Annotated in this window: 15 protein-coding genes and 1 pseudogene; 6 read left to right on the forward strand and 10 right to left on the reverse strand. The window is 59.7% G+C overall.

Features of this window, described 5'->3' with window-relative positions:
* Positions 1-268: hypothetical protein (locus AC1RLZ_RS23215; RefSeq protein ID WP_493190518.1), on the forward strand; the 268-nt coding region annotated here is incomplete at its 5' end.
* Here the strand turns inward: AC1RLZ_RS23215 and AC1RLZ_RS23220 are convergent.
* A complete protein-coding gene (locus AC1RLZ_RS23220; RefSeq protein ID WP_493190519.1) occupies positions 249-2,033 on the reverse strand; it encodes a DUF6538 domain-containing protein in 1,785 nt (594 codons plus the stop codon). The two genes, AC1RLZ_RS23215 and AC1RLZ_RS23220, sit on opposite strands and share 20 nt — an antisense overlap.
* A 324-nt stretch (positions 2,034-2,357) precedes the next feature.
* Positions 2,358-3,158 carry a YdcF family protein gene (locus AC1RLZ_RS23225; protein ID WP_493190520.1) on the reverse strand — a complete coding sequence of 267 codons (801 nt, stop codon included), beginning with the start codon at positions 3,156-3,158 and terminating at the stop codon, positions 2,358-2,360.
* Between the two features lie 392 nt (positions 3,159-3,550).
* Between AC1RLZ_RS23225 and AC1RLZ_RS23230 the strand changes: the two genes are divergently transcribed.
* Positions 3,551-4,246 (forward strand): N5-glutamine methyltransferase family protein, encoded by a 696-nt coding sequence (locus AC1RLZ_RS23230; protein ID WP_493190521.1) that lies wholly within the window; start codon positions 3,551-3,553, stop codon positions 4,244-4,246.
* Positions 4,247-4,294: 48 nt separating this feature from the next.
* On the opposite strand, the gene AC1RLZ_RS23235 is transcribed toward AC1RLZ_RS23230, so the two are convergent.
* Genes AC1RLZ_RS23235 through AC1RLZ_RS23255 form a run of 5 tightly spaced genes read right to left on the reverse strand, consistent with a single transcriptional unit; the run spans position 4,295 to position 10,347 of the window.
* A complete protein-coding gene (locus AC1RLZ_RS23235; protein WP_493190522.1) occupies positions 4,295-4,561 on the reverse strand; it encodes an acyl carrier protein in 267 nt (88 codons plus the stop codon).
* Positions 4,562-4,599: 38 nt separating this feature from the next.
* Positions 4,600-6,168, reverse strand: a complete 1,569-nt coding sequence (locus tag AC1RLZ_RS23240) for a class I adenylate-forming enzyme family protein (RefSeq protein WP_493190523.1) — start codon at positions 6,166-6,168, stop codon at positions 4,600-4,602.
* On the reverse strand, positions 6,168-8,198 hold the full coding sequence (asnB, locus tag AC1RLZ_RS23245) for an asparagine synthase (glutamine-hydrolyzing) (protein ID WP_493190524.1): 2,031 nt from the start codon (positions 8,196-8,198) through the stop codon (positions 6,168-6,170). Before asnB ends, AC1RLZ_RS23240 begins: the two co-directional genes overlap by 1 nt.
* Positions 8,199-8,203: 5 nt before the next feature.
* On the reverse strand, positions 8,204-9,211 hold the full coding sequence (nadE, locus tag AC1RLZ_RS23250; protein WP_493190525.1) for an NAD(+) synthase: 1,008 nt from the start codon (positions 9,209-9,211) through the stop codon (positions 8,204-8,206).
* Positions 9,208-10,347, reverse strand: a complete 1,140-nt coding sequence (locus AC1RLZ_RS23255) for a thioesterase domain-containing protein (protein WP_493190526.1) — start codon at positions 10,345-10,347, stop codon at positions 9,208-9,210. Before AC1RLZ_RS23255 ends, nadE begins: the two co-directional genes overlap by 4 nt.
* Positions 10,348-11,191: 844 nt before the next feature.
* Between AC1RLZ_RS23255 and AC1RLZ_RS23260 the strand changes: the two genes are divergently transcribed.
* The 3 genes and pseudogenes from AC1RLZ_RS23260 (at position 11,192) to AC1RLZ_RS23270 (ending at position 13,681) form a co-directional block, all read left to right on the forward strand.
* Entirely contained in the window at positions 11,192-12,883 is a 1,692-nt protein-coding gene (locus AC1RLZ_RS23260; protein ID WP_493190527.1) for a methyl-accepting chemotaxis protein, read from the forward strand.
* Between the two features lie 298 nt (positions 12,884-13,181).
* Positions 13,182-13,311: pseudogene (locus AC1RLZ_RS23265) on the forward strand (chemotaxis protein CheR); the annotation flags it as partial.
* A gap of 43 nt (positions 13,312-13,354) precedes the next feature.
* Entirely contained in the window at positions 13,355-13,681 is a 327-nt protein-coding gene (locus tag AC1RLZ_RS23270; RefSeq protein WP_493190528.1) for a PilZ domain-containing protein, read from the forward strand.
* On the opposite strand, the gene AC1RLZ_RS23275 is transcribed toward AC1RLZ_RS23270, so the two are convergent.
* The gene (locus AC1RLZ_RS23275) at positions 13,657-13,914 is read right to left on the reverse strand and encodes a response regulator (protein ID WP_493190529.1); all 258 of its coding nucleotides are present in this window, start codon (positions 13,912-13,914) and stop codon (positions 13,657-13,659) included. The genes AC1RLZ_RS23270 and AC1RLZ_RS23275 overlap by 25 nt on opposite strands.
* 189 nt (positions 13,915-14,103) lie before the next feature.
* Between AC1RLZ_RS23275 and AC1RLZ_RS23280 the strand changes: the two genes are divergently transcribed.
* A complete protein-coding gene (locus AC1RLZ_RS23280) occupies positions 14,104-14,829 on the forward strand; it encodes a spermine/spermidine synthase domain-containing protein (RefSeq protein WP_493190530.1) in 726 nt (241 codons plus the stop codon).
* Between the two features lie 12 nt (positions 14,830-14,841).
* Here AC1RLZ_RS23280 and AC1RLZ_RS23285 read toward each other — a convergent pair whose 3' ends face one another.
* Both AC1RLZ_RS23285 and AC1RLZ_RS23290 read right to left on the reverse strand, forming a co-directional pair.
* Entirely contained in the window at positions 14,842-17,985 is a 3,144-nt protein-coding gene (locus AC1RLZ_RS23285) for a multidrug efflux RND transporter permease subunit (protein ID WP_493190531.1), read from the reverse strand.
* Between the two features lie 2 nt (positions 17,986-17,987).
* Entirely contained in the window at positions 17,988-19,154 is a 1,167-nt protein-coding gene (locus AC1RLZ_RS23290) for an efflux RND transporter periplasmic adaptor subunit (RefSeq protein ID WP_493190532.1), read from the reverse strand.

A 19,154-nucleotide genomic window follows, 5' to 3' on the forward strand; every position in this document is an offset into this window, starting at 1 on the left:
GCCTCCGCCGATTCGAGATGATAAAGTGAATCATCAAGCCCCCTCCGTGGCGAGGGGGTTCTTCAGCAGACTGCTAGAGCAGCTTATTGGTCAGTTGAAGCGCCGGGAGGAGGACTGGTTCTCGCATCTAGAAGTGGGATTAGGCGCGCTGAACTCAGCCACGCAAGACCTTCGGCATTTGGTGCAAGAGGACATGCGGGAAATCGACTTGCTGTCTTATGCAGTCGATCGATTAAAGGGGCTGAGACCTAAGAAGTCTCAACCTTAACGTCAAATTTCACAGCCTCAATCATCTTCACCCGCTCGCTCAAAATGCCTTCGGGTAACTTGCCGTAACGGCCCGTCGTCGTTGCCTTGGTGTGGCCAAGTAGCACGTTGAATTGTTCGTCCATGTAGCCTGCCGCGCGGAATGCGTCTGCAATGCCGTGGCGGAAGCTGTGGAAATTAACCTTGCTATCAATCTTCACGCCAATATCTCTAAAGTAGTCATTAAAGAAACTGGATCCCTCACCGAAATAGCCCCGCGTATCGCGCGCCATTTCCGGGAACAGTCGTTCCTCTCCGGCATCCTTCATGCGGGAATGATAGTCGAGGAAACCCAACGAGACGAGGGCGCTATGAATGGGGATCACGCGCATCGATCCGCCTGTCTTGGTCGATTTGGTTTCGTCGCGTTCCTCGGCGACATGGATCACCCACGTTCCATGTTGCTCATAGACGTCAGACGTTAAGAGCTGGGCAATTTCCCCCAGCCGTGCGCCGCTGTATAGTGCCACCCATGGAAGCCAATAGCGCCAGTCACGGATGGCGACCTTGCCGGGCAGGTGCTCTTGTTCGTCACCCATGCACGTCTCGAATAGAGGGGATGAAAATATCGACTTGAGCTGTTCTTGAGAGAACGGGAAACGCGTTTTGGCGCGCTTATCGAGCGACAGATACATGCCGCGCATGACTTCCGCATCGATATACTCATTCTGCAAAAGCCACTCCGCGAATGATCCCAACGCCGCGAGATATTTATTCTTAGTCTTGTCGCTGATGATAGGGAGCTTCTTCGAAGCGTTTGCTTCAATGATCTTGCGGAATGACATGCCTTTGAAGGCTTTCATGTCTCCAGCTTTGAGCGGCCACTCCGAAAGCTTGTGCTTCCAGTCGCGGACAGCTTTCTTGTTCAACGATGAGATATGCGAACCTTCGCCAACGAACTCGGCGAATAGCTGCACAATCTTGCGATTGCCGTTCCACGTGTCGGCGGTAGCCGATCCGCTTTTCTCGACAGCAAACCTGTCATACAACTCCATGATTGTCTCGCCAGCGACCGCGCGCTTCTTACCCAAGGTCGGGTCATGAGGTGCAACAATCGGATCGGTCGGGACACCTGACCAGTCGCCCTTGTCTCGCTCGGCAGCCCGCTCCAGATATTGCAGCTCGGCTCGCTGCAGCCGCTGGCACAAATCACGGTAGGGGACGCTTCCTTTCTCGATTAGCAATTGCTCACGCCGGATCAAGTCGTCTGCAGCCCACTGGATCAAGGCGGTCTCGCCGGTGGCGAGGTGGCTTCGTAGAACTTTGATGCGATGCGCTCGGCTGTCTTTCAGAAAGTCAGCAGCCCCGGCCATACCTCTCAATTCAAGTGTCGCGTTGAGCTGCACCATCGGGTCATCGGACCACTCGACAACGCCAGCGGCCATATCGGCCTGGAGCTTTGCGCCCGCAGCGGTGCGGTCGCTCTCGGTCGGCAACACTGAACGCTCAAGCCGGTCGCGTTCAAGTTGGGCCTCATAGTGCGCCCAAACCCCAGCCTGTAGGTCGTCAGGTGTCAGATGTCGACGCCTGCGCATTTCATCGAATTCGGCATGCCATGCGGTCAGCACGGGGAGGGCGCGCAAGCGGGCCTCTCGCAGGTCATGGGTGCGCAGCGACTTCCAAAGCTGTGCTCGCTTGAGCTGGGGCTGAATGTCTACCGGGACCTCGATACGGGCATACCAGACGGCGCTTCCGGCTCGCTGCACCACATTTTTTGCGCCCGACATTAGAGCCTCTCATGTATCAATCCGTAACATTTACACGTAACAGTTTGTCAATGCAAAACATTGAAATGATTGACATTATTTACTTAATTAAAGAATTCGCTGGGGAGATAAATATCCTGGTTCCCCAGCCGCATTCAAATTTCCCTTCGCAGATCAAAGGCTTCTAACCCGCAGCCTTTTCGAAAAAAAAAACGGTGATCCGCGACAGCGGCCCACGAGGCTCGAATGGCGTCCGGTCGGCGCCTGCGGCGGCGTGGTCATACTGGCTTTTCTTTTCCGATAGCCTGAGGCGCTTGCCGCTTGCCTAGTCTCTGGCCCAGAGAATCAATGTTCATCGGCCCCCGGCAGCAAGTCGTCGATCCGTCCCGTGGCTCGATAGGCAATCAGTCCAAACCATTCGCGCACCGCAATGTCGGTCCGAGACAGCCCATCAAGGGCGAGGGTGGTGAAGGAAAGTGTGTCGCGGCGACCGCCGACCCACCAGTCGACCGGATAAGCTTCGACCGGAAATCCGGCTTTGCGAAACAAACCAATCGATCGCGGCATATGGAACGCTGATGTCACCAGAACCCAGCGCTCGCCCGGCTTCGGCACCACGAGCGCTTTGGTGAATTCGGCGTTCTCATGCGTGTTGCGCGATTGCCGCTCCATGATCAATCGCGATCTGTCGACCCCAAGGCTTTCGAAGATCGCCGCGGCATAATCCGCCTCCCTGGCATCCGACACCAGCCTCGGACTGCCGCCGGTGAACACCACGCGTGCATTCGGATATTGTCGCGCCAGCGCTGCGGCCGCGATCATGCGGTCGGGCGAGCGACGGACGACCGGTGTGTCGCGCGCAAGTGAAACACCGGCTTCGATCGAGCCGCCGAGCACGATGATGCCGTCAGGCGCACGCTGTCCGGGATCCCAGGGCGGGAAGCGCGATTCAAGCGGATAGATCAGCAATCTTCCAGCCGGCGAAAACGCGGCCACCACAAGCAGCACGGCGGCTGTGATCATAAGCCCGCGGCCAAGCGAAAAAAAACGTGTTGCCGAAAGGATTGCGCCGAGCACACCGAGGCCGATCAGGAAATTGACCGGCGCGAGCGCGTTGCCAAGAGTCTTGGACAATACAAAAAACAACGTAAGGCCTCGGCCTCGTTGATACCAAGAGCGCCATAGCAGCAAACGGCCAATGAAGCCACTGCTACGAATCGTTAGCTCGCCGGATAGGGTGTCGGATCGCCGCGGCCCCATTTATAAGAACTCGAAAGCGGAACAGGTAAATACCACTCAGCCTCGAAGTGGCGGAAGTAAGTGCGAGGTCCGCATCGTCGGATGACGATGCAGCCGGTGGGCTGCCGCATCGGCAAATGCGTATGGATCGCTGCCGAAAACAACTGTATTGCCGCTGCCGGCCCATCTACCTCGTTGTGACTACCGCCATTGCCACATCGACAGGGCATGATTCTGTCCGGCGCAGGATCACGCCGTATGCAACAGTTGTCGCGCAACGTCCGGGCAGGGTGACCGCAATGAGCGAAGCGATCAACGTGGCCAAAGCTTACGATAAGGGACGCACTCTATTCATGGGAATAGAGCTGCTGGTCGCACCCGGTGCGCTCATCCCCCGGCCTGAAACCGAATTGCTTTGCGCCAGCGCGGTCGATGCCCTGCGTCGGCTAAACGTGCCGGAGCCGCGGGTGATCGACATGTGCTGCGGCGCAGGCAATCTGGCATGCGCCATCGCTCTCAAGATCCCCGACGCGCGCGTCTGGGCGAGCGATCTAACCGATGGATGTGTCACCGTCGCACGTCGCAATGTCGCCTATCACGGACTCACGCAACGCATGTCGGTGCTTCAGGGAGACCTGTTCGACGCTTTTTCTGGTCTGCCGCTGGATGGGACCATCGACCTGATCGTCTGCAACCCACCCTATATTTCGGAAACGCGGCTCAGAGGCGACCGTGCCTCCTTGCTCGAACTCGAACCACGTGAGGCATTCGCAGCGGGTCCTTACGGACTTAGCATCCATATGCGGGTGACGAAACACGCGGTCCGATACCTGCGGCCGGGCGGCATCCTCCTGTTCGAGGTCGGCATCGGTCAGGCGCGGCAGGTGACAACCCTTCTTGAGCGCAACAAGAGCTACGAGAGCATCAGCGTGGTAACGAACGAAGCGGGCGAAGGCCGCGTCGTTATGGGACACCTTAAAGGCGCAACAACCTGAACCGCTACGGTGGCGTTCGTGACGCGGTCTGGACGCTGCAGACAAGCATCAGCTCTTCTTGCTCATGACGAAGCGTGAAATTCCCTCGATGGAGTCGAGGTTCTCAGGCAAGAGCTCGCTGTCTTCGACCGTGATTCCGAAGGTTTCCTCGATGAATCCGATGACCTCGAGCACTCCCGTCGAGTCGATGATGCCCTGGTCGAGCAGCGATGTGCCGACCTCAAGCGAGTTCGCTTCAGCAACGTAGAAGTTCGACAGCAAGAAATCGCGAACTTGCCTTCGATAGGTCTCGAGTGGTTCTCCGACTAGCAACATGTTTCAGCTCCAATGCGTAAAGAAAATTCACGATCAGATCATTCGGAAATCGAATCCTGCAGTGCTCTCTTGTTGAGTTTTGCTGTATTCGTTCGCGGCAGGCTGGGCACGATCACAATACACTTCGGCACCATGAAGCTCTCGAGGCGTCGCTGGCACTCTTTCTGAAGCTGCTTCTCGCTCAGTGTTATTCCCTGCTCGATAACGACAAACGCTTTGACTGCCTCACCGAGGAGCTCGTCGGGAACGCCAATGACCGCGGCTTCCCTCACGCCCGGAATATCCATCAGCACGTTCTCCACTTCCTTGGGGGCGATCTTCTCTCCTCGCGACTTTATGATCTCGTCGCTGCGGCCAACGAAGTAGAGGTAGCCTTCCGCGTCCATCCGGCAGTGGTCACCGGTGTACAGAACCTGCTCGCCTGGCAGCGGGCCGGGCTTGAGTTTCCTGGCGGTGGCCTCCGGCTTGCCCCAATAGCCCCGCATCACCGTCGCGCCGCGAATGACAAGCTGGCCGACCACGTCGGGGCCCACGCGTCTGTCGCGCTCGTCGACAATCCACATCTCGGTATTCGGGATGGCGATCCCTACGCTCAAAGGCTTTCGATCGATATCCTCCGGGGGGAGAAAGGTGCAGCGCTTGCATTCGGTGAGGCCGTACATGGAATAAATGCGCGCTTCCGGGAATAGATCCTGCAGCAGACGAATATGCTTCATCGGCAGCGCAGCTCCGGTGTTCGTGACATAGCGGATACTCGAGAGGTCGTGCTCCTTGATCGACTTGAGCCCCGACAGCGTCGAGAAGATCGTCGGCACGCCGGGCAGGCCGGTCACCCGCTCGTCGGCGATAAGGCCGAGAATCTGTGCCGGAAAAGCGAACGACCGTTCGAGGACCAGCCGCGCCCCCGTGCGAAACGCCATGATCATTTGATACAGGCCATAATCGAAGGCGAGCGGCAGGACGTTCAAAATGACTTCGTCTTCGCAGAGCGCAAGATATGAGGCGATCGACGTGCACGCGGTCAGCATGTTCCGGTGCGTCAGCATCACGCCTTTGGGATCGCCCGACGATCCGGAGGTGTACACGATGGCCGCAAGATCGATATCGATGGAGCTGCGCGCGGGAGCCATGTCGTGGCCGGCGGCGCCTGCCTCGCTCCAGCGTACCGCATGGGGCAGCTCCGTCAGTTCGACATCTTCGACGGGCCCGGAAACGATCACCCGGCGCAACGACGTGTATGCCTGCGCGGGCTCCTTGAATATCGGCAAGAGATGTTTGTCGGTGATAAGCGCCGTCGGCTGGCAATCATTGAGCAGGTAGCCAAGCTTGTCGCGCTTGGTGAGCGGATTGACGATGCACACCACGGCATTCGCCTTCAGCACGGCCCAGAAACTGACGACGGTCTCGACAGTGTTGTCGGCGAAGATAATCACCCGATCGCCACGTCCGACTCCGCTTGCGACCAGATAATTCGCGATTGCGTTGGAGCGTGCCTCGATCTCACCATAGCTGACGCGATGCTTGCCGCACACCAGCGCCACCTTTCCACCGAGATAACGGGCGGAGTGGATGAGGTAATCGTGCAGGAGCGGTACAGGACCATGCATCAGGATAGGGCCCCCTCAACCCGGTGCTCGCGATCGATATCGACGGTCAGCTCCAGAGCGTGGCGCCCACCAGGACGGCTCGCGATGAATTGTTGGTGCAGGAGCTGGGTCGATAGCACGCCGACCATCGCCATGTTGTCGGAGTTCGAGAGATCGCCGTTGCCGGTTGTGGCCTGTGTCCGGCACTTATTCCGCAGGCGCGCGACCGCGTCGGGATCGAAGACGTTTGCTTCGCGAATAGCCGCCTCCGAAAGCGCGTCGTCGATATAGGCGGGCGTATCGCGGCCAACGAAACATAGAGCGTCGGGCGCGCGGAATGGCTGCTTCTTGCGGGCGATGATGTCCGACGGCACGATCGGCTCTGCGACGCGCTTCAGAACGTGCTTCTCGTCAAGGACGCGAAGCTTGTAGGCGGGCGGCAGCGAATTCGCCAGCGCGACCACATCCTCGTCAAGGAAAGGAAAGCGTCCTTCAACCGAATGAGCCATGAGCATTCGGTCGCCCTGAGAGGACAGGAGATATCCCGACAGCAGTGTCTGGATTTCGAGATATTCATCCTGCGCAAGGGAGCTCCATTGCGTGAATTCCGGAGGTAGACTGGCGATCAAATTGGAGACCGCATCGTGCTTTGCCGACTCCGCGCACATGTCGCTGGAGAACAGTCGTTTGATGCCGCTGGTCGTTCGCCAGCGGGTGTCATGCGCGAAGCCCGGCGCGGCGTGCTCCGACAGATTGCGCCCAAAAAACTGCCGGGCCATCGCCTGCTGCCGTACCGGTGAGCGTGTGAGATAAGGGTAGAGACGCTCAAGCAGCCGCGCGCGGCGTGTCGACGTGGGTTGCCGGCCCCAGAAACGGCGGACCTTGCCTTCGCGAAAGAGATCGTAGCCGGCAAACATTTCGTCGGCGCCTTCGCCCGACAGCACAACCTTGACGCCGCAGGCGCGCACCAGGCGTGACAGCAGGAACAACGGCGCCGGCGCCGTTCTCAAGATCGGACGCTCGGTGTGGTAGATAACCTGCGGAAAAATCTCGGCGATGTCACTGCGCGAAACCACCACTTCATGGTGTTCACTACCGGTGACACGGGCGACCAATCGCTGGAACTCGGTCTCATCATATTCAGCGTCGGCGAAACGCAGTGAGAAAGTCTGGAAGCGTTCGCCGGCAAAGTGGCATCCCATTGCCGCAACAAGCGAACTGTCGAGCCCGCCGGACAAATAGCTGCCGACGCTTACGTCGGAGCGCACCATTCGAAGCGACGTCGCGGATTCCAACGCGCTGCGCACCTGCTCCACGGCATCGTCGAGTGAACCGGCAAACTGGCCGTCGGGCGAACTGGACAATTGGGGATATCGCGGCTTCCAGAACGCTTTCTCGCGAACGTCGCCGTTTTCATAAATGCGGAAATGTCCCGGGACCAGCTCCTTGATCCCTTCAAACACGCTCTGCGGCGGCACAACGGTCCAGAGAGTGAATGTCTGATCGATGCCGACTGGATCGAAGGTGCGGGGAATCGCTGCATCCGCCGCGAAGATGGCCTTCACTTCGCTGGCGAAATACAGTCGACCTTCGCGCTCGCAGAAATGCAAAGGGCAAATGCCGGTGCGATCGCGCGCCAACACCAGACGGCGGGCTACCGAGTCCCAGATCGCGAGCGCCCACTGTCCGGTCATCCGCTCAAAGGCATCCACGCCCCAGGCCCGATAGGCGTTGACGATGACCTCCGTGTCGCTGCGGGTCCGGAACCTGTAACCAAGCCCGATCAGCTTTTCACGCAACTCAACGTAGTTGAATATCTCGCCGTTGAATACGATCCACGTCGTGCCGCTGGCGTCCGCGAGAGGCTGCTGACCGCTCGAAATGTCGATGATGGACAAGCGGGCATGTGCCAGTCCCGCGCGCTCGTCCCGGTATAGGCCGCGCTCGTCCGGGCCGCGATGGGCGAGCGCGCCGAGCATGCGCATCAAGGCTTCGCGGGAGGGGGGCCCTGCGGCGGCGCTTAATGACACTATGCCCGCGACACCGCACATGCAGGTCAGTCCTCGAACACTTGAGTGACGAGTAGGGGGCGTGCGTGGAGGTAGCGCGTGACACGACGCTTGGCGTCAATATCCCTGAATACCAAATCGACCTGGGCTGCTGTCAGTCCGATAGCCTCTGCGACTTCGTCTGACGGAATCCCGTGATTCACCGCGTAAAGGCACAGATCCATCTGGTGATAAGGCAGCGCAAAATAGAACTCCTCCTGGCTCTGCGGCATCGAGAACGTATCCGTGGTCGGTGGCCTGCGCTGGATCTCCTCCTCGACCTCGAGATATTCCGCGAGCTGATAGACCTGTGTCTTGTAGAGATGAGCGATCGGCATCACGTCCGCAATTCCGTCGCCCTGCTTGACGAAAAAGCCCAGGTCGTGCTCGAGACGGTTCGGTGTGCCGGCGACCGCGTATCGGAGGCGGTCGGCGTGGTAGTACTCCGTCATCTTGCGGACACGCTGCTTGAAATTGGTCGCGGCGACGATCTGGAGATAGGCGTTTGACGAAAGACGAACGGTGCGGGTGCTGCCGTCGCGGCTCTGAACCGTGAGACGGGTGATATTCAATCCGTTGCTCGCGAAAACCGACGGTAGCACCAGCTTGCATTTCCAGCCGTCGTCATATTCGGGAACGACAGTCCGGATTGCCTCGATCTGCCGGCGATAGGCGCCGAGCCCCTCGAGGGCGGGCGATATGTCTTCCAACACAGTATCGATGCCAAGCTGCGCCGCCCAACTGCGGCCGAGCCTCAGCGAATCGTCCGAAGAATGGTGCTCGGGCATGAAGATGCCCAAGACCTTGTCGTTGCCGAATGCACGCACGCACAACGCCGCGACGACGGAGCTGTCGATGCCGCCGGAAAGACCAACGACAGCGCCGCGGCGCCCCAACACGCTCAAGACCTGTTGGCGTAGCGTCTGGACAATCCTCCCGACTTCGGCAGCGGGATCGAGCGCCAATACGTTATTGCCAAACTCCCGCGCAGTCGGAATGTGCGCAGCAAGGGTCATGACAGCGCTTTCCGCTTGCAAAATTCGGCCGGCGTGTAGGTTTGCACGACCGCACTCTCGACCAAGGGAAGGTTGGGGGCGAGGTAGGGCTCGACGACGAGCTCGATATGCGTGCCTGCGACGGGGATCACGTCCAGGCTTGCGAGTGAGCAATCCCAGCCGAGCGATTGCGGCGCTCCATCTCGGTTGCAGCGAAACAGTGTAGCTCCGATCGGCAAAGACGGCCTGGGCGACGCCAGCCATTGGTAGAAAGCTCGCGACCGCAATACCTCTTGCAGTTCAAGCCTAATTCGGAAGCTGGTGGCGTTGAACTTCCCTCGCGTATAGCGGTGAAGCATCCAGGCAAGGGATGCCTCGCCACCGATTGCAGCCGTAGCCTTTGCGAGTGCTCGGCAGGCTATCCGCGAAATATTCACACGATTGGCGCGGAGCCGCCGCAACGTTCGGGCGAGCGTCTCCCGGTAATCGCGGCCCTCGTTGATGATCGTTGTATCGAGAATCCCCAGGAACTTGATAGACCGCCGTGCTTCCAGCAGCCGCGCCGCAACTTCGAACGCCACCACACCACCAAGGGAATGACCGAGAAGGCGAACATGTCCGACAGGTTGGCTCCGGCGAATTTGCTCCATCGCGGCATCTGCCATGGAGGCGACCGTGTTGTTTCCGTTGAGGATGCTCGCCAGGTCGGGGTATTTGATCGGGACGACCCGGGCAATCTTGCCGAGCCCCGCTGCAAAAGCGGCCATGCTCGGGCCGTAACCGAGGGACCCCGGCAACAGGAACAGGACTGGACGCACATCGGCTTGCACGTCCACGGCTTTGGCGGTTGCCTTTCCGCACACAATCGCCTTGACCATATCGGCGGCTGTCATATCGCGCGCGAAGTCTCCGACTGACAGCTCAAGCCCGGTGGCGCTCTCGATTTCTTGAATGCACCGCAGCAGCCTCGATAGATCGTCCCCTTCCTCCCAGGCTCCAGGCATGTCGCGGCTGCCGAAACTCTTGGCCCAGGCATCCTGGACGATTTGATAGATCGTCGGCTCGCGCCCTTGCATCCTTGAGGGATGCAGCTTTTGGTTGACGAACGGATCGGCCGGTCGCTCCGCCATTTCCGGTTGGAGATAAGTCTGAGCCATGGATCACCTGCCGAGCCCAAGACTTGTTATCGCCAGCCATGGAAATTTCGACATCCTGCGTTTGAAGGAGGTTGCCGTCCGCTGGAAGGTCGGCGAACGCCATCGCGATCAGAAAACGGCGGCACTACCCGAGCTTTTCACACTTGGATTTCCACCATCGTCTTGGGTGGAGCTTGGCCAGGCAGCTTTAACGTGCGGCTGGGCATTATCTTACCGACTAGGCCCCGGCGCTTAGACAGGGTTAGGCAGCCATGGTGTGCCACTATGCCGCAGGCGATGGTTCCACAGTGAGAATCCACAGCGTGCCCTAGGCCAGCCGTGGCTGGACACGAAAGCACTGTAGGCCGTTGGTTCCTCGTCCGCGACGCGAGCCTGGCTGAACTCCTGGTTCCCCAGCCAGCACGTTAATTCGTGCTCGCACGCCGCTTGGTTCTCTCGTTGACGATGGATAAACTTCAGGTCGGCAATGCCGGCGACTGGGACCAAAGGTTGCATTCCCGATTCGCTGCTTTACTCAGAGGTGCGATGTCATCGTTGACCAAGCCGGGCACGCCTCCACAAGTAGTGAAGTATTAGTCGTCAACTTCAGATGATCGTTACTAACTTGCTGATATTGCAAGTCATCGAAAAAAGCGACGTTCGGTTCATTTTTAATCTGCCAGAATGTCGCACCTTTACCAATGGTTTACGTAATACCTACAAATTGAAACGCCGGGGCTCGATAACGAGAATGTCATCGAACCCGTATCCGCTGCTTTGCCAATTGCACTTCTGCGGACAGCTCCATTTTCACAACATCCCGCACATTGCGGACCAACGGTTGAAAACCGAGGGACCCTTCGTCATGCTCGCCAGCCTGTCCATTCGTGCCAAGATCACTATCGTCCTTTCATTTTTGCTGCTCGCGATGACGAGCATGGGCCTGGTTGCCGTCCAAAAAATGCGGGCGATCAATGCCAATGCAGTGGACATCCAGGCAAACTGGCTGCCAAGCGTTCGCGTGCTTGGCGAATTGCGTGCGGGCGTGATCACCTATCGTAACGTGATCCGCCAGCACATGCTGTCTGAAACGCTTGAAGAGAAGCTGGCGAACGAAAAGACCCTGGATACCGTGGTCACAAGCAACCTCGCCATTCGCGCGAAGTATGAAAAGCTGATCACATTGCCGGAAGAACGTGCTCTTTACGAGGAATGGGGCAAGGTGTGGGACGCGTATAAGAAAGGCACGCTTGAGGTGCTGGAGTTGTCCCGCAAGAGCGTCGGCAAAGTGCCGCAGGAAGCCATTACGCTGAACACCAAGACCGTGAACCCGATTGGCCTGAAGGCTGACGAGCTTCTCAACAAGGACATCGAACTCAACAACAAGGGCTCCGACGTCGCCGGTGCGGAGGCAAGCGCCAATTACGACGCCGCCTTCACGATGCTCGTGGCCATCCTGGCCGTCTCGGCCGTGCTCGGTATCGGCATCGGCCTCTATCTTGTGAAGGACGTCTCCAGCGGCATCGCATCGATCGTCAAGCCGATGCAGGCATTGGGCCAGGGCGATCTGACCGCCATTGTGCCGCATCAGGGCATGAAGACCGAGATCGGCACCATGGGTGATGCATTGCAGGTGTTCAAGCAGGCGCTTATCGACAAGCGTGCGGCGGACGGAGCAGCAGCAGCCGATGCGGACGCCAAGATCGAGCGTGGTCGCCGCGTCGATAGCATCACCCGCGAATTCGAAGCGATGATCGGCGAGATCGTCGAGACGGTGTCGTCGGCTTCGACCGAACTGGAGGCCTCCGCCGGCACGCTGACCGCGACCGCCGAACGTGCGCAGGATCTGACAACGACCGTGGCAGCCGCATCAGAAGAAGCCTCGACCAATGTGCAGTCGGTTGCTTCGGCGACGGAAGAGATGGCCTCGTCGGTGAACGAGATCAGCCGTCAGGTGCAGGAATCGGCCAGCATCGCCAACCAGGCTGTGGATCAGGCACGTCTCACCAACGATCGCGTCAGTGCCCTTGCCAGCGCGGCAGCACGCATCGGTGACGTCGTCGAGCTGATCAACAACATCGCCGGTCAGACCAATCTTCTGGCACTCAATGCAACGATTGAAGCAGCACGCGCCGGTGAAGCCGGTCGTGGTTTCGCGGTCGTCGCATCGGAAGTGAAGGCGTTGGCCGAGCAGACGGCGAAAGCCACTGGCGAGATCAGCACGCAGATCTCCGGCATCCAGGCGGCGACGCAGGAGTCAGTCGGCGCGATCAAGGAAATCGGCGATACCATCGGCCGCATGTCCGAGATCGCCTCGACCATCGCATCGGCGGTGGAAGAGCAGGGCGCTGCGACCCAGGAAATCTCCCGCAACGTGCAGCAGGCGGCACAGGGTACCATGCAGGTCTCGGCGAACATCACCGACGTGCAGCGCGGCGCGTCCGAGACCGGCTCGGCATCCTCGCAGGTGCTCTCTGCAGCGCAGTCGCTGTCATCCGATAGCACGCGTCTGAAGGTCGAAGTCAGCAAGTTCCTGAACGCTGTACGCGCAGCCTGATAGTACGAAATATCAAGACATCAAAGCCGGCGCGCAAGCGCCGGCTTTTTTGTTATCGATGGGGCGATTTCTGTTCCCGGAGCATCCGGGGCGCAGCACGCGATACCATGCAATTCTCTTCAAAGAGCACGCGCGGCAACGGCCGGTTCCGGCGGCATCGGCCACTTCCTGCGACATCTTGGCGATCTCTTAGTCATTTACTGCAATCGTGTGATTGCGCGCTCCCTTTTTGCGCGGAGCAATATACCGTCGTCGCTGCAAAGTTATTCTGACCGGCGTTGCGTCTTAGAAAGAGACCATGACCCCTATCGATTACGAATACTTGCAGAAGATCCTGAAAGATCGTTCGGGGCTCGTGCTATCGGCCGACAAGAAGTATCTGCTGCGAAAGCAGGTTGATGCCGCGATCGTGCCCGGCATGGGTGCCGGACTGAAAACGTCTCCCGCCAGTATGCGCGTGTAGGAGGGAACATGGCAGACGAGGTTGCTACCAACGGGCGCGTTATCTTCGGGCGCGGTTACAATGTCTGGATCATGGCCATTGACGGGACGTGGCGGCGCAGTTGCGTGCTGAAGGCCGTGTCGAGCTATGACGCCGAGTTGATCCTCGAGACCTCCATCGAGGGCCTCAACCTCAAGGAATTCTTCCTGCTGCTGTCATCGACCGGACTAGCCTATCGCCGTTGCGAACTGGTCAAGGTGAACGGCGCCCAGATCGACATTCGCTTCCTGAACGCCAAGGGCACCAAGAAGAAATCGCCGGCGAAAAACGATCAAGGGGACATGGCGGACGCTTGATCATCAGTCATCACGCGTGGCGCACGCTGATGAAACACGCGCACGGATTTGAAGCCGCGCATCCGCGGCATGACGATATCGACGATCATCGCATCGAAGCTGGCATCTTCCAGCGCCAATAGACCGGCCTTGTCACCATCGGCCGAAACGGTTTCGACTCCTTCGCGTTCCAGTGTCAGCCTGATGGACATGGGAACGAGCGGGTCGTCGTCGACGACCAGACTGCGCTGCATGGCGGCGCCCCCGGCGGGCTCGAGTGAACCTGCAGTCACTCTCCACGCAACACGCAACCATGACGCAACGAATCGTCGACGACCTCGAATTTCTATCCGTTCTGCTGGAGGTGTCTGTCCAGATTTGCACACTTGGGGCATTTCGTTGTTGCCGCATTGCACGCGTCATGTACATGGTCGGATATGAGCATGATGTTCGAAGAACTGGATTATCGCCCGACGCCGATGGGCGTCCTAACCCTGCGGCGCCGGCGGAAGCCGGGGACCGATACCGATATCTTTGAAATCAAGCTCGGCGACGAATTTCTGATGTCTAGCGCCTTCACGGCTGCCGAGATTGCGCTCGCGGATATCGGGTTGGCGTCGCTAACCGGCAGCGGGTTGGATGTTGTCGTTGGCGGCCTCGGTCTGGGCTACACCGCGCAGGCGGTTCTCGCGCATGAGAAGGTGGGGTCGCTCGTTGTCATTGACGCGTTGCCTGAAGTGATCGAGTGGCATCAGGCCGGCCTGATCCCGATCGGCCGCGAATTGTCGGCGGACGGGCGCTGCCGTCTCGTCCATGGTGATTTCTTCAAGATGGCGACGTCAGCGCAGGGCGATCTCGATCCCGATACGGCCGGCCGTCGCTTTGATGCGGTGCTGGTCGATATCGATCATGCGCCGGACAAGCTGCTGCATCCGAGCCATGCTGTGCTCTACACGCCTGCCGGGCTGCAGCGTCTGTCGGAGCATCTCAAACCCGGCGGCGTGTTTGCGCTGTGGTCGAACGATCCACCGGAGGCTGCTTTCACGGCGGTGATGGAGAGCGTGTTCGGCGCGGTGACCGCGCATGTTGTCGCATTCGACAACCTGAACGCCGACGAAGAAGTGTCTAACACGGTCTATGTCGGAACGAAGATCGAAGCGGTCGTATAGCGCGCCGGCCTGCTATTCGGCGGCCTGTTTCGCCAGCACCTGCTTATCGGGAGGGGCACCGTCGGCGTGCTTCGATCGCCCCCAGCCCGACATGATGTTCGAAAGCTTGTCGAGATAGATATAGACCACCGGCGTCGTGAACAGCGTCAGAGCCTGGCTGACGATCAGGCCGCCGACCATCGCGTAGCCGAGTGGCTGGCGGATTTCCGAGCCGGTGCCGGTGCCGAGCATCAAGGGCACGCCGCCGAGCAGCGCCGCCATGGTCGTCATCATGATCGGGCGAAAACGCAGGATAGCTGCCTTGCGGATCGCTTCTTCCGGCTCGAGATGTTCGTCGCGCTCGGCGGAGATCGCAAAGTCCACCAGCATGATGCCGTTCTTCTTCACGATGCCGATCAGCAGGATGATGCCGATCAGTGCGATCAGGCTGAAGTCGAAGCCGAACGCCATCAGAATCGCCAGCGCGCCGACGCCGGCCGAGGGCAGGGTGGAGAGGATCGTCAGCGGGTGGATGTAGCTCTCATAGAGAATGCCGAGGATCAGATAGACCACGACCAGCGCCGCGAGGATCAGCAGTGGCACCGTCGAGAGTGACTGCTGGAACGCCTGCGCCGTACCCTGGAAAGTGCCGCGCAAGGTCGAAGGTGCCCCCATCTCCTGCATGGCATTCTGCACGGCGTCGGTCGCCTGTCCGAGCGCCACGCCCTGTGCCAGGTTGAAACTGATGGTGATCGCCGGGAATTGCCCCTGATGGCTGATGGACAGCGGTCGCACCGGCACCGTGGTCCATTTCGCAAAGGCCGACAGCGGCACCATGTCGCCCGTCGTCGGCGACTTGATGTAGATCTTGTCGAGTGAATCCAGCTTGCCCTGCATCTCCGGCAGGATTTCGAGAATGACGTGGTAGCTGTTCAACTGGGTGAAATACTGGGCGACCTGACGCTGGCCGAATGCGTCATACAGCGTGTCGTCGATCAGTTGCGGTTGAATGCCGAAACGTGAGGCGTTGTCGCGGTCGATGGTCAGAGTCAGCGTCGTGCCTTTGGTTTGCTGGTCGGTGGCGACGTCGCGTAGCTGGGGGAGCGTCTGCATCTTGGCCAGAATCTTCGGCGCCCATTCGTTCAGTTCGGCCAGATTGGCGTCCTGCAGCGTATACTCGAACTGGGTGCGGGTGGCGCGGCCACCGAGCCGCACGTCCTGCGCGGCCTGCATGAACAAGCGTGCGCCCTGAACCTTCTCCAGTTGCGGCCGTAACCGTGCAATGATCTGCTGCGCGCTGGCGGTGCGTTCATCGCGCGGCTTCAGCGTGATGAACATGCGTCCTGTATTCAGCGCACCGCCACTGCCGCCGATCGCCATCGCGACGGTGGCGACATCAGGATCGGCCTGCACGATCTTGCCGAGTTCTTCCTGATGCACCTTCATGTCCGCAAAGGAAATGTCCTGTCCCGCTTCGGAGGCTGCGGTGATCAGGCCGGTGTCCTGCTGTGGGAAGAAACCCTTGGGGATGATGACGAACAGATAGACCGACAGACCGAGCGTCGCGAAGAACACCATGAGCGTCGTCAGTCGCCAGTGCAGCACCAGGTCGAGGCCGCGCTCATAGGCGCGCAGCATGGCGTCAAAGACATTTTCGCTGAGCTGATAGAGCCGGCCGTGTTTAGCGTGCTTCTGCTCGCGCAGGAAGCGCGACGCCATCATCGGGGTCAGGGTTAGCGACACCACCAGCGAGACGAAGATGGCCATGGCCAGCGTTACCGCGAATTCGCGGAACAGGCGGCCGATGATGCCGCCCATCAGCAGCAGCGGGATCAGCACCGCGACGAGCGAGACTGATATCGAGACGATGGTGAAACCGATTTCGCCGGCGCCTTTCAGCGCGGCGGCCATCGGTGCTTCGCCTTCCTCGATATAGCGCGTGATGTTTTCCAGCATCACGATGGCGTCGTCGACCACGAAGCCAACCGAGATGGTCAGCGCCATCAGCGACAGGTTGTCGAGCGTATAGCCGAACACCCACATCAGCGCACACGCGCCGAGCAGCGCCAGCGGTACGGTGACGCTGGGAATGATCGTCGCCCAGACGCTGCGCAGGAAGATGAAGATTACCATCACGACAAGGGCAATGGTCAGCAGTAACGTGAACTGTACGTCGGCTACTGCTGCGCGAATGGTTTGCGTGCGATCGCTCAGCAGCTCGATCTTCACGGTCGGCGGAATTGCCGCCACCAGTCGGGGGAGTTCGGCCTTGATCTTGTCCACGGTGTCGATGACATTGGCGCCGGGTTGCTTGAAGATCACCAGAAACACGCCGCGCTTGCCGTTGGCCCAGGCCGCCTGCTTGGCGTCTTCCGGGCCTGTCACCGCCGTGCCGATATCCTTGATCCGAAGTGGGCCGCCATTGCGATAGGCGATGATGACGTCGTTCCAGTCCTTCGATTCCGGCAACTGGTCGTTGGCGTAGATCGTGTAGCTGCGGGTCGCGCCGTCGATATTGCCTTTCGGGCTGTCGACAGTGGTGATCGCGATCTGGCTGCGGACATCTTCGAGCTGCAGCCCCTTGGCCACGAGTTTGGCGGGATCGATCTGGATCCGGATCGCCGGCTTTTGCTGGCCGCCGATGGAAACCTGGGCGACACCGGAGATCTGGCTGATCTGCTGTGCCAGTTGCGCATCGACACTGTCGCTGACTGTTGTAATGGGGAGTGTATCCGACGTCGCCGACAGCAGCATGATCGGCGAGTCTGCCGGGTTGACCTTGCGATAGGTGGGCGGGCTCGGAAGCGCTTTTGGCAGTTGTCCGCTGGCGGCATTGATCGCGGCTTGCACGTCATTGGCGGCGCCATCGATCGAGCGGTTGAGATCGAACTGGATCGTAACCGCTGACGTCCCGAGCGAACTCGTCGACGTCATCTGCGCGACGCCGGGGATCTGCGCGAGCTGTCGCTCCAGCGGCTGCGCCACCGACGACGCCATGGTCTCGGGACTGCCGCCGGGCAGGGTGGCGGACACCTGGATGGTCGGGAAGTCGACTTGCGGCAGCGGCGCGACCGGAAGCAGCGGATAGGAGACCACGCCGACGAACAGGATGCCGGCCATTAACAACGATGTTGCGATCGGATAGCGAATGAACGGCGCTGAGATTCCTCCGTTCATGGCTACTGGCCCTTCGTCGGAGTGGTCGCAGATGTTGCGACGGATGTCGCCACCAGCGCGCCCGGCTGAACCTTGTACTGCCCGGCGACGATCACACGCTCTCCCGCGTTCAGCCCATCCTCGACCACGGTGCGGCCATCGGTGGAATTGCCGACCTTGATCTTCTTCAGTTCGGCCTTGTTGTCGGGGCCGACCGCAAAGGCATAGAGCCCGTCGGTGCCATGCTGAACGGCGTCATCGGGAATGACGGTCGCGTCCTTCAGCGTGGTCACCAGTAGTCGGGTCGAGACCGAGAGGCCGGGCCAGAGTACATGGTCCTTGTTGTCGAATACCGCCTTCAGCCGGATCGTGCCGCTGGTGGTGTCGACCTGATTGTTGATCACCGACAGCGTGCCTTCCGACAGCACGCGCTTTCCGTCGGTGGTCAGCGCGATCACCTTGAGTGGATTCGCCGCGAGCGACCGGTTGATGTCGACGAGGTTCTGTTCAGGCGCGGTGAAGATCACCGCAATCGGTTCGATCTGCGCGATGGTGACGATGCCCGTCTGGGTCGCGGCATTGACGATGTTGCCCTTGTCGACCTGGCGAAAGCCGACGCGGCCGGAGATCGGCGCCTTGATCGTGGTGTAGTCGAGCTGGGTTTGGGCGTTCGAGATCGCCGCATCATCGGCGGCGATCTGCGCGCTCAACTGCTGCACGGTGGAGCGTTGTGTGTCTGTTTGTTGCCGCGTCGCGAATTCGCCTAGTTTGGTGTAGCGCTGCAGGTCGAGATTGGCGTTGGCGAGATTGGCTTCGTCCTGCGCCTTCTTGGCCTTGGCCTGATCGAGCGCTGCCTGGAATGGGCGGGGATCAATCTGTGCGAGCAGGTCACCTTCCCGAACGATCTGTCCTTCGGTGAAAGCGATAGTGTCGATCTGGCCATCGACGCGAGTCCGTACCACCACGGTGTTGAAGCCTTGCACAGTGCCCAAACCGCCGAGATAAACAGGGAAATCGGTTGTCTCGACGGATGCGATTTTTACCGGGATGGGGGCAGGGCCACGCGGTTTGTCTGCATTCGCCCGCTGCGCTCCGGTAGTCTCGTAGTGGCGCCAGGCGATGGTTCCACCGGCGGCCAGGAGCGCCAGAAGGATCAAGCCAGTCCATCGAAAACGGGTACGCGTTATCAT

This window comes from Tardiphaga sp. GW822-FHT04G09 (assembly GCF_058800725.1).

Coding starts and splice junctions, on each gene's coding strand:
- AC1RLZ_RS23220 (WP_493190519.1), bottom strand. CDS start 2,033: ATGTCGGGCGCAAAAAATGTGGTGCAGCGAGCCGGAAGCGCCGTCTGG.
- AC1RLZ_RS23230 (WP_493190521.1), top strand. CDS start 3,551: ATGAGCGAAGCGATCAACGTGGCCAAAGCTTACGATAAGGGACGCACT.
- AC1RLZ_RS23235 (WP_493190522.1), bottom strand. CDS start 4,561: ATGTTGCTAGTCGGAGAACCACTCGAGACCTATCGAAGGCAAGTTCGC.
- AC1RLZ_RS23240 (WP_493190523.1), bottom strand. CDS start 6,168: ATGCATGGTCCTGTACCGCTCCTGCACGATTACCTCATCCACTCCGCC.
- asnB (WP_493190524.1), bottom strand. CDS start 8,198: ATGTGCGGTGTCGCGGGCATAGTGTCATTAAGCGCCGCCGCAGGGCCC.
- nadE (WP_493190525.1), bottom strand. CDS start 9,211: ATGACCCTTGCTGCGCACATTCCGACTGCGCGGGAGTTTGGCAATAAC.
- AC1RLZ_RS23255 (WP_493190526.1), bottom strand. CDS start 10,347: ATGGCTCAGACTTATCTCCAACCGGAAATGGCGGAGCGACCGGCCGAT.
- AC1RLZ_RS23260 (WP_493190527.1), top strand. CDS start 11,192: ATGCTCGCCAGCCTGTCCATTCGTGCCAAGATCACTATCGTCCTTTCA.
- AC1RLZ_RS23270 (WP_493190528.1), top strand. CDS start 13,355: ATGGCAGACGAGGTTGCTACCAACGGGCGCGTTATCTTCGGGCGCGGT.
- AC1RLZ_RS23275 (WP_493190529.1), bottom strand. CDS start 13,914: ATGCAGCGCAGTCTGGTCGTCGACGACGACCCGCTCGTTCCCATGTCC.
- AC1RLZ_RS23280 (WP_493190530.1), top strand. CDS start 14,104: ATGATGTTCGAAGAACTGGATTATCGCCCGACGCCGATGGGCGTCCTA.
- AC1RLZ_RS23285 (WP_493190531.1), bottom strand. CDS start 17,985: ATGAACGGAGGAATCTCAGCGCCGTTCATTCGCTATCCGATCGCAACA.
- AC1RLZ_RS23290 (WP_493190532.1), bottom strand. CDS start 19,154: ATGATAACGCGTACCCGTTTTCGATGGACTGGCTTGATCCTTCTGGCG.